This window comes from Rhizobium sp. UGM030330-04 (genome assembly GCF_003208455.1).
In the GTDB taxonomy this organism is placed as follows: Bacteria; Pseudomonadota; Alphaproteobacteria; order Rhizobiales; family Rhizobiaceae; genus Agrobacterium; species Agrobacterium rhizogenes_A.
The window spans coordinates 34,902-44,764 of the sequence record NZ_QKML01000023.1 but is presented as its reverse complement, the minus strand read 5'-3'; the positions used below and the strand labels follow the sequence as shown (position 1 = coordinate 44,764).

Annotated in this window: 7 protein-coding genes and 1 pseudogene; 5 read left to right on the top strand and 3 right to left on the bottom strand. The window is 57.1% G+C overall.

Annotated elements, in window-relative coordinates:
* Nucleotides 1–519: pseudogene (locus N434_RS24390) on the top strand (IS3 family transposase); the annotation flags it as partial.
* Nucleotides 520–664: 145 nt separating this feature from the next.
* Here N434_RS24390 and N434_RS24385 read toward each other — a convergent pair.
* On the bottom strand, nt 665–2,311 hold the full coding sequence (locus N434_RS24385) for a dihydroxyacetone kinase subunit DhaK (RefSeq protein WP_110760655.1): 1,647 nt from the start codon (nt 2,309–2,311) through the stop codon (nt 665–667).
* A 654-nt stretch (nt 2,312–2,965) separates the two neighbouring features.
* Between N434_RS24385 and N434_RS24380 the strand changes: the two genes are divergently transcribed.
* The 4 genes from N434_RS24380 to N434_RS24365 all read left to right on the top strand — a co-directional run bounded on the left by N434_RS24380 (nt 2,966) and on the right by N434_RS24365 (nt 7,586).
* Complete coding sequence (locus tag N434_RS24380; protein WP_110760653.1) at nt 2,966–3,976, top strand: DUF7256 domain-containing protein; 1,011 nt, start codon at nt 2,966–2,968, stop codon at nt 3,974–3,976.
* Between the two features lie 356 nt (nt 3,977–4,332).
* Complete coding sequence (locus N434_RS24375) at nt 4,333–4,881, top strand: TRAP transporter small permease subunit (RefSeq protein ID WP_065116710.1); 549 nt, start codon at nt 4,333–4,335, stop codon at nt 4,879–4,881.
* Nucleotides 4,882–4,896: 15 nt separating this feature from the next.
* On the top strand, nt 4,897–6,405 hold the full coding sequence (locus N434_RS24370; protein ID WP_181424064.1) for a TRAP transporter large permease subunit: 1,509 nt from the start codon (nt 4,897–4,899) through the stop codon (nt 6,403–6,405).
* A 68-nt stretch (nt 6,406–6,473) separates the two neighbouring features.
* Nucleotides 6,474–7,586 carry a TRAP transporter substrate-binding protein gene (locus tag N434_RS24365; RefSeq protein ID WP_065116675.1) on the top strand — a complete coding sequence of 371 codons (1,113 nt, stop codon included), beginning with the start codon at nt 6,474–6,476 and terminating at the stop codon, nt 7,584–7,586.
* Nucleotides 7,587–7,650: 64 nt separating this feature from the next.
* Here the strand turns inward: N434_RS24365 and mctR are convergent, their stop codons facing one another.
* Both mctR and mctS read right to left on the bottom strand, forming a co-directional pair.
* Nucleotides 7,651–8,283, bottom strand: a complete 633-nt coding sequence (mctR, locus tag N434_RS24360) for a two-component system response regulator MctR (RefSeq protein ID WP_065116676.1) — start codon at nt 8,281–8,283, stop codon at nt 7,651–7,653.
* Nucleotides 8,280–9,677: a two-component system sensor histidine kinase MctS gene (gene mctS, locus N434_RS24355; RefSeq protein ID WP_065116677.1), complete on the bottom strand. Its 1,398-nt coding sequence runs from the start codon at nt 9,675–9,677 to the stop codon at nt 8,280–8,282. The genes mctR and mctS overlap by 4 nt, the downstream gene beginning before the upstream one ends.
* Nucleotides 9,678–9,863: the final 186 nt, after the last annotated feature.

The window sequence follows — 9,863 nt, the reverse complement described above, 5'->3', positions numbered from 1 at the left end:
GCGGCTCAAGACACGACTTGGGTGACGGATATCACCTACATCCGAACCTGCGAAGGTTTCGCTTATCTGGCCCACGCGACAAATGCTTCGCATTTGCGCTGATGTCATTGACCTCTATTCGCATCGCGTGATCGGTTGGGCAATGCAGAGCCGCCAAACCACCGACGTCGTGTTGCAGGCTCTGCTCATGGCGGTGTGGCGGCGCAAGCCGAAGAACAAGGGCTGATCCACTCGGATCAGGGTTCGCAGTTCACCAGCATGGGCTGGGCCTCGTTCCTCAAGCACCACAATCTGGTTCACTCGATGAGCCGACGCGGCAACTGCCATGACAACGCAGTGGCCGAGAGCTTCTTCAACGTTCTGAAGCAAGAGCGGATACGCCGCAGGGTTTACCGTTCACGCGATGAAGCTCGCCAGGACGTGTTCGATTACATCGAGATGTTCTACAACCCGAAACGCAAACACGTCAGAAACGGAATGCTGTCTCCGGTCGAGTTCGAGAAGCAGCAGAAAATTTAACCCGAGGGCTGTCTACCAAACTCGGGGCTATTCAGAGAGAGCATCCATGAAGGAAGCTCTCAGTGGCAATCAACACCCCAGCAAGCCGTGGAAAGTGCGCGAAATGGACGCCGGGTGATATCTTGGCCGTGACTGGGAGGGCAGATCACCCACGCTCCGGGGTTGATCGTTCCATCAAACGCTCAAACAGCCGCGCTGCAGCTTCCGCTCCGGGGTCGACATTTCCGAGCAGATCCCCTTCCGCGAGGTAGGATGATCGTCCCGCCGTAGCGTAGCTCATCTCTCTGGTCGAGTCCGCTCCCTTTCGCGCCGCCTTTGCGGCGTCTTCGAGATTTCCACCTGCCACAAAGATGTCCAGCGCAGGCGAAAGGGCATCGATCATGGTGCGATCACCCTTCTGTGCCCCTCCGAAACGCTGCATTTCAAGCAAGCCGTCCCGTAGCGCCCGCACTGGACCGTGTCCATCGGACGAACTTTTCGACGCCGCACTCAGAAGGATGGCCAAGAGTATGCCACTGGAACCGCCCATCGTTCTTGAAAGGATCTGGCTGATGGCCGCCAGCAACGCGGCCACGTCGCCGAATGGAAGACCGTCGAAACGGCCAAGCACCCCACGCGCCGCAGTTGCAAAGGTCGAACCCGTATCGCCGTCACCGACCTTTGCATCGAGAGCGTTCAGATAATCTTCGTTCTCGATGAAAACCGCACAAGCCTGCCTCACCAAAGCCTCTGCGGCGGGATTTGACGAGTGCGTCCAGTTCGCCGCTGGAAGCTTGGGCATTGGTGTCAACACGGGGCTTCCGGCCCGAGACGGAGCGGGCCAAGCACCCTCGCACGGGGCAAGAAGCGCGGGTAGAACCTGATCGTCCAATGGCAGGAGGGAGAGGGAAAAGCCCTTCATGTCGAGCGCGGTCATCAGTGGGGCCGGACCGACCACATAATCGATTTTTTGGAACAGAGGTGTTTTCGTGAGCGCATCCATCACGATGGACATTTCAAGCGGTGTGGCTCCGCCAAGATTGTTCACAAGCAAAGCGTGCCGGGCGGAGCTTGTCGATAACTTATTACTTAACTGTACAGCCGCTGTATCAACCAACGCCTCCACTGAAGCAAATTTCAATCGCTGGACACCAGGCTCACCGTGAATACCAAGACCCAGTTCCGCCTCATCTGCGGCAAGGCGCTGTTCTTTTCCCCGGCCAGGAACAGAGCAAGTCTCAATTGCCATGCCGATAGTCATGATGGAGGCCGCCACGTCCCCCGCCACGCTTGCAACGGTCGTTAATGTCTCACCTTGACTCGCCAGATATCCGGCAATCTTGTGCACGAACAGGGTTCCGGCCACACCGCGAGGCTGTTTTGTTGCTGACGTTGCAACATCGTCGCCCACGACCACAACCTCTACTTTATAGCCGAGTGCTCTTGCCTGAGTGGCGGCAAGTCCGAAGTTAAGGCGATCCCCGGTGTAATTCTTGACGATCAACAGGCAACCCGAGGGACCAGTCGTTGCAATGATTGCGGAGAGCACGGCGTCCACGCTTGGGGAAGCAAAAATATCCCCACACACAGCCGCAGTGAGCATGCCCTCGCCGACAAATCCGGCATGTGCCGGCTCGTGCCCAGAACCGCCACCCGAGATTACGGAGACCTTCGATCCGTCCCAGCCAGCACGAAGCAGTACCTTGATTTCCGGATAGCCGTCGAGACGGGTAAGCCTGCCATGGGACGATGCAAGGATACCCGAAATGGCCTGTTGGACAATCCGATCCCTATCTCCGATGAAATGTTTCAATTGCTCATCCTCCATTGCACGGCAGCCACTCCCATGCCCACACCGCATGCTGCGCTTCCCCGCCCTCCCGTTCCAATAGCTTTTGAAGTGAGGGAGCCACCAAACACACTCTTATGTGGAATTCATTACGCTTTTCCAACAGGCAGTAAAAGAACCGTATCTGCCCGACATCCCTTGACGCAGACGCCCGCACTATACGCCGCATCCACGCCGAACAGCTCGACTTTTGCCTGTACTTGCCCAAAGCATCGTCCCGAATGTGTCGAACCACGGGTCACATCGGCGAACGACAATGCCACGGAGATCGAGATTGTGGTCAGGACGCTCAGGAATGCGTTTCAGACATTGCAGAAGCGATAAGCTCCCCTGCCCTTCCTCGACCACCATAACAATTTTGCGTAGCAGTGGAATGGCGAACGTGGCGAACCGGCCGTTTTAGAGATGAACAGCCAAGGCGCGACTTTTCGCTGAACCTTTTTTAGGCAGATTAAGGACCGGTCCATGATTGCAGTTTCGATGTCCTGTCTCATATAAAGTTCTTCAGCTCCAAGTGGCGAAAGCCTGCGTTGATGTGAGGAATAGCTTATGCGTAAGCGAGAGTTCTTGGTGGGAGTGGCTTCGCTGGCGATATCTCCAGGGATGGGAGGAAAATGCATGGCAGCATCAAGTCAACCGGTTGATGCTGCGGCTCTGGCAGCCTTACGGCCAGGAATGCCGGTCGCAGCAGTCGAGAAAGCCATGGGATCGAGTTGGCGTGCTCCCGCCCCACATAAAGGTGGTGTGATCGATATTTTGCAAAACACCTATGGTGTCGTTGTTCGAATTGACCGTAACGGGCTTGTCGGACGTATCGACTTCAACTCCCGCTTCAAGCACACCATCGCCGGCGTTCCGATGGAGATGGAGCTCGCCGATCTCCGCAATAGCTTGCCCGATATGCAGATTGGCGAGGAAAGCAAGCTTCAAAGGAACACCCGCTTCGGCACGATGCGCTTGGCAGAGGGTATGTTGACCGCCCGCATCAGCTATGACTCGGTTTCCGAGATCATCATCTCGAATCCCGATGCCGAATATGCTGAGCCAACGGCGCCGCCTTATCCCGCTGCAAGCGGTGCTCCCGGCGCACCATTCTCAGACCCGAACCTGAAGCTGGCTGTCATGTCGGCGCTTTTACGGTTCAAGATGCTTGATCTCGGTACTCCCGAACAACTTGCCACCCACGTTCTGGGGCGACCCGTTGATCTGGAACAGGACGGCTATGATTTGATCCCGCAAGCACTGGATTATCTGGTCCGCTACCCACTGACTGATGGGCAACTTGCAGCCGTTGACTGGGTTCAGTTCGATGGCGGCGAGGAAATCTATCCATATGCGTGGTACTTCTGGAGTGGCGAAGAAGGCGTTTTCGACATCCGCGATACATCGGATATTCATCTGTGCGTCAATCTTAGAGGCATTTCGGTGATTTCGATGATTGATCGTTTCGATCTTCGTACGCTGGTGCCGCTGCCAAAGCTTGAGTGGGTGAGCATCAACGTTCCCTCGGAAAACCTCAGTGCATTGCTGGATATGCCATCACTCAAGAAAGCGGGCCGCTTTAAAGCGAGCCACGCGACGAGTGAGATTCTCGATAAGCTGGAAGAACGGGGCGTGAAGGTGAACTGACGGCAGGGTGAACTGTCAAATCTCTTTCCATGACCATGCCGGAATCAAAAGGAAGCTCGCTCCGACACCGAGGGTCGATCTGAATCCTTCAAACCGGACCAGTTGACCAGGAGTATCCCGCTTGCCCTCCGGGTTGATGTCCAGCGCGACGAAGTATGAGGTGCCAAACACGCTCTTTCATTTCATTGTCCTTTGCCGTCCAACTGAAGTTGCCCCTTACATACCCAGTTCTCGGTACGTCTGAAGAAATTCGCCGGCAGCGGCCCTTGAGCGTGAAGCCGCCATTGATATCGTGCCCGCACTATAGCGGCAGCACGCGTATTGAGGAGTACGTGGCCGCTTCCGGGGAGGATATCATGAAATTTTTATTGGCCGTTTCGCGCGCCATTGATGCTGCCAATTCAGCCATTGGCAAAGGTATTTCCTGGCTGCTTCTCGCGGCCATTTTTATCAGCGCCATCAATGCCGCCATGCGCAAGGCGTTTTCGATGAGCTCCAACGCCTGGCTCGAATCGCAGTGGTATTTGTTTTCCGCCGTGTTTCTGATCGCCGCCGCCTACACGCTTCTTAACAACGAGCACGTGAAGGTCGATCTGGTCTACGGAAATCTTCCGCGCAAAGGGCAGCTCTGGGTCGACATTCTCGGGACCATCTTCTTTCTCATGCCCTTCTGCCTCATCACGGTCTATCTCTCCTGGCCGGTGTTTCTGCAGAAACTTGCTTCCGGTGAGGTTTCAAACAACACGGGCGGCCTCATTCAATGGCCCGTCTGGGCGCTGATACCGATTGGCTTCAGCCTTCTCGCCATTCAGGGTGTTTCGGAACTCATCAAACGTATCGCGATCCTGCGCGGCGATATCCCCGATCCGGTTGCAGCGGCCGATGCCGCAGCGGCACTGCTCTGATCGAAGGAAAAAACAATAATGGCATTCATTGCGGAAAATCTCGCACCCATCATGTTTGCGGCGCTCATCATCGTGCTGCTGCTCGGTTATCCCGTGGCCTTCGCCCTGGCCTTTGTCGGCTTTTTCTTCGGCTTTATCGGAATAGAACTCGGACTGCTGCCAGCCACGCTGTTCCAGGCCATTCCCGATCGCATATTCGGCCAGATGTCGAACGAAACGCTGCTGGCGATACCGTTCTTCACCTTCATGGGGCTCATTCTTGAAAAGAGCGGCATGGCGGAGGATTTGCTGGACACGATCGGCCAGCTGTTTGGACCGGTCCGCGGCGGCATTGCGTTTGCCGTCATCTTCGTCGGAGCAATTCTGGCTGCCACCACCGGCGTCGTCGCCGCCTCAGTTATCTCGATGGGCCTCATCTCGCTTCCCATCATGTTGCGCTATGGTTATGACCGCAAGGTCGCCGCCGGCACGATCGCGGCTTCCGGCACGCTGGCGCAGATCATCCCGCCCAGCCTGGTGTTGATCGTGCTGGCCGACCAGCTCGGCCGTTCGGTGGGCGACATGTATAAGGGCGCGCTCGTTCCGGGTCTCATGCTCGTGGCAGCCTATGCGCTTTATATCATCGTGACCTCGATCATCAGCCCCACGAAAGTCCCGGCCCTGCCGCTGGAGGCGCGGACCCTGCGCGGCACCAAACTGCTGCTCAAGGTCATCACCTCGCTGGTGCCGCCGCTCGTCTTGATATTCCTCGTGCTCGGCACGATCTTCCTCGGGATCGCCACCCCCACGGAAGGCGGAGCCATGGGTGCTGTCGGCGCGCTCGCCCTTGCGCTCGCCAACCGCAAGCTCAATTTCGGCCTGATCCAGCAGTCGCTCCACGCCACGGCAAAGCTGTCGTCCTTCGTGCTGCTCATCCTGCTCGGCGCGCGCGTCTTTTCCCTGACCTTCTATGGCGTGAACGGCCACGTCTGGGTCGAGCATCTGATGACGTCGATCCCGGGCGGCGAGATCGGCTTCCTGATCGTCGCCAACCTGCTGGTCTTTTTCCTGGCCTTCTTCCTCGATTATTTCGAGCTGGCCTTCATCATCATCCCGCTGCTGGCGCCGGTCGCCGATGCGCTTGGCATCGACCTGATCTGGTTTGGCGTGATGCTGGCGGTCAACATGCAGACGTCGTTCATGCACCCGCCCTTCGGTTTTTCGCTGTTCTTCCTGCGGTCCGTCGCACCAACGCGGGCCTATAAGGACCGGATCACGGGACAGACCATCCAGCCGGTCACCTCGTCCCAGATCTACCTGGGCGCCATTCCCTATCTGTTCATCCAGCTGACCATGGTCGTCATCATCATCGCCTTCCCCGGCATCGTGATGCACTACAAGTCAGGCGCCAAGGTGGCGGATCCTTCGTCCGTCCATATCAACGTTCCCATGCCGAGTGCGGGAACGGACGCCGATCCCTTCGCCAATCCTTTCTCGGCACCCGGCAACAGCGCACCGAGCTTCGGAAAGCCGGCCACCCCCTGACACTCGGCCGGGCGCAAAAGCGCCCGCCGCAACAAAAATCGCTGACGTTCAATAGGAGGAGGTAATCTATGAAGGTCAATCCAGGTCGCAGACAACTCTTGTCAGGCGGCGTACTTGCAGGAGCGGCAGCAGCCGCTTCGACGCTTGCAACACCGGCCATAGCCCAGTCATCGCCGAGCGTTCGCTGGCGTTTGACGTCGGGTTTCCCCAACAATCTGGACACGATCTATGGCGGCGCCGTCGTCATGGCCAACGCTCTGAGAGCCATTACAGGCGGCAAGTTCGATATCCAGGTTTTTCAGGCCGGCGAGATCGTTCCCGGCGCCCAGGCGATCGACGCCGTAAAAGCCAATACCGTCGAGATTTCCCATACCTGCGGTTACTATTTCACCGGGAAAGATCCGACATTCGCCATCGGCTCGACCATCCCCTTCGGTCTGAACGCCCGCCAGCAGAACGCATGGCTCTACCATGGCGGCGGCAACGAGGCTTATAACGAATTCCTTTCCGACTACGGCGTCATCGGCATTCCCGGTGGAGCGACGGGCGCCCAGATGGGCGGCTGGTATCGCAAGGAAATCAAGAGCGTCGAGGATATCAAGGGCCTGAAGATGCGTATTGCCGGCGTCGCCGGACAGGTGCTCGCCAGGCTTGGCGCGGTGCCGCAGCAGCTTCCCGGCGGTGACATTTATCCGGCGCTGGAACGTGGTACCATTGACGCTGCAGAGTGGGTCGGTCCCTATGATGACGAAAAGCTCGGCTTCTACCAGATCGCGCCATACTACTATTATCCCGCGTTCTGGGAGGGTGGGCTGACGATCCACTTCTTCGTCAACAAGGACCAATATGCGGCATTGCCTGATGAATACAAGGCAGCGCTCGACACCGCCTGCAAGGCCGCCAACATCAACATGCAGGCGCTTTACGACGTCAAGAACAAGGATGCGATCCGCTCGCTGGTTTCCAAGGGCACACAGCTTCGCCCGCTGCCCCGCGATGTGCTCGACGCCGCCTACAAGGCAACCTTCGAGCTTTATGACGAGTACACGCAAAAGCATCCCGCATGGGCCAAAATCTATCCGGGCTGGAAGAAATTCCGCGACGAGAGCTATGAATGGTTCCGCGTCGCCGAATATACCTATGACAGCTATGGCTATGCGATGCAGACCGCAGGCAAGTAAGCCGATATGACTTATATCGAGGCCCCGGATGGCAATACATTCGCGGGGCCTCGCTCTCTTGCCGCTACTCCTTGATAAGCCCGTTGTCTATCGCATAGCGAATGAGACCAGCCGTCGTGGCAATATCCAGTTTCCGCTTGATATTCTTGCGATGCGTTTCCATCGTACGCTCGGCGATGTCGAGCGCCAGTGCTGCGTCACGATTGCTTTTTCCCCGAGCGATCAGCAGCAAAACGTCCTGTTCACGTGTCGTCAGCGCCTTCAGCCTGCCGGACGAGCCTTCCATCAGCACATCTCGAACGCCGGAGGAAAAATAAGTGCCACCGGCTGCGACGGCGTCGATTGCGGCCACTATTTCTTCAGTCGCGACGTCTTTCAGAATATAGCCGGCAGCACCATACATGACCGACATCGAGATATATTCGCGACTGTCATGCATCGACAGCATCAACACCCGGGTGGGGAGCCGCTTTTCCTTAAACAGCTCCAAGGCATCGATGCCGTTGATCTGGGGCATGTTGATGTCCATCAGCACCACATGGGGTCGTGTGGCGACGGCGGCGTCGATACCGGCCATGGCGGACACAGCAGTCCCAACGACAGCGATATGATCGTAAGTCTCAAGCACGGCCTTCAATCCGTCCAGAACCAGAGGATGGTTGTCTATCAGCAGCACACGGATCGGATGAACGGTCACTCGGCGGCCTCCTGTAACCGGCTATCGCGATCCTTCATGGCGGTAATGGGCAGCACCGCCCGCAGGACAGTTCCCCTGGCGGAGCTTTCGACATCCAGCCGGCCTCCGAAATGCGTCATGCGTTCCTGCATGTTTCTCAAGCCAAGCCCCTTGTTGGCCGGCTTGCCATTCTCCGTTCGCGCAACCGGAAAACCACGGCCATTGTCACTGACATCCATCAGTATCCGCTCATCACGACTGGAGAATCTGATAGCAACCCGGGTCGCACCGGCGTGACGCTCGATATTGGTCAAGGCCTCCTGTGCGACGCGGTAAAGGGCAACACGCGCCTCCGGAACAAGTATATTCTTGAAACCCACGGATTCAAGCGTCGCCGCGATCCCCGTGCGCTCTGAAAAACTTGAAATCAGGGATTCAAGAGCTGCAGTCAGTCCTAAATCATCGAGGACACGGGGGCGCAGATCGTGGGAAATACGACGTACCTCCTTGATCGCCTCATTTAATGCGACGGCGCCCTTGCCGATGGCCTCGGCGGCCCCGACATTCTCCGGCGCCACCTTGCGCCGCGCGAGATCAATCGCAAAGCGCACCCCGACGAGATTTTGAGAAATGCCGTCATGCAATTCTCTGGCAATGCGCAGGCGCTCCTCTTCCTGGGTATCGATAACCCTCTGCATCAGTTCCTTGAGCCGTCCGTCTGCCAGCCTCTGCTGACGCAGATTGAGCAGCATGCAGGTGGCGAACACCAGCAACACGGCAGGAACCGCAAACAGTGCAACAATCAGGAAATTCCATGTAATGGAACGGCGCATTTCCTCCTTCGCCGCCGCTGTCGCGGCAAAAACATCATCCAGATAAACCCCTGTACCGATCATCCAGCGCCATTTGTTGAGGCCAGCTGCAAAAGAAAGCTTATCAGCCATCTTCCCGGTCGAGGGCTTCTCCCACTTATACTGGACGAGACCTCCTCCTCCTTTCGCCTTGACTATCAGGTCATAGATGACGCGGTTACCGTCGGGATCGTAAAGATCCAGCCAATTATTCCCTGGACGAAAGCTTTGTCGCGGATGAACCACGTTCATGCCGTCATAGTCATAGACAAAGAAATAGCCGTCCGTGCCATAATCGAGGTCAGTCAGAATGCGCTTGACCTCCTCCTTCGCAGCCTCGTCATCAGGTCCCGCCCTGTCATAGACCGAACGGATCGCCGAAAGGGCCAAATTGGTGAGGTTGAGGAGTTCAGCTTCCTTTGCGGCAAGCATGTTGCGTTCGAAGGCGTCGATGCTCGTGCGCGCCAGCGTCATTGACTGCGAGGTGATGAGTGCAGTGATGACGATAATGGCAAGAACAAGGGGCCCTATGGCCAATGCAAGAATCTGGTTCCTGAGTCTCATGCGGCCCCTCCGACACATTCGCTCTCACTTACCGTCAGCTAACAATACTTCATACGGCAAGTCGAGCGTGTCGGAACACGATCCTAAGGCGAGATGAAAGGGGGGGCGGGGAAATCTATGCCGCGAGGAACGGTATGACGCCCTCTGAATAGTGTCACGGCACTTAACCCGCCTCTTAAGCTCAAC